Source organism: Pseudoalteromonas sp. SG43-7 (genome assembly GCF_014164295.1).
GTDB classification, from domain to species: domain Bacteria; phylum Pseudomonadota; class Gammaproteobacteria; order Enterobacterales; family Alteromonadaceae; genus Pseudoalteromonas; species Pseudoalteromonas rhizosphaerae.
This window is the reverse complement of record NZ_JACJEY010000225.1, coordinates 1-253: the sequence shown is the minus strand read 5'-3', so window position 1 is coordinate 253 and position 253 is coordinate 1. Positions and strand designations below refer to the sequence as shown.

Genomic DNA, 253 nt, shown 5'->3' with positions numbered 1-253 from the left:
GACTACCCAGAAAAGCCATTTGCAGAAATAAGCACAGCAAGAAAATGGGTGGCAGGGTTTGTAGATTGGTACAATAACGAGCATTTGCACAGCGGTATAAAATTTGTCACGCCAAATCAGCGTCATTCAGGTTTAGATAAAGAGATATTAGCCAAGCGTCAGCAGGTAAACGACGCAGCTAAATTGAATAACCCAAGTCGTTGGTCAGGAAAGTCACGAGATTGGTCAATGATAAACGAAGTAAATTTGAATC

At 41.1% G+C, this 253-nt stretch carries 1 pseudogene; it reads left to right on the top strand.

Going from position 1 to position 253, the window contains the following annotated elements:
- Window positions 1-253: pseudogene (locus H5200_RS23630) on the top strand (integrase core domain-containing protein); the annotation flags it as partial.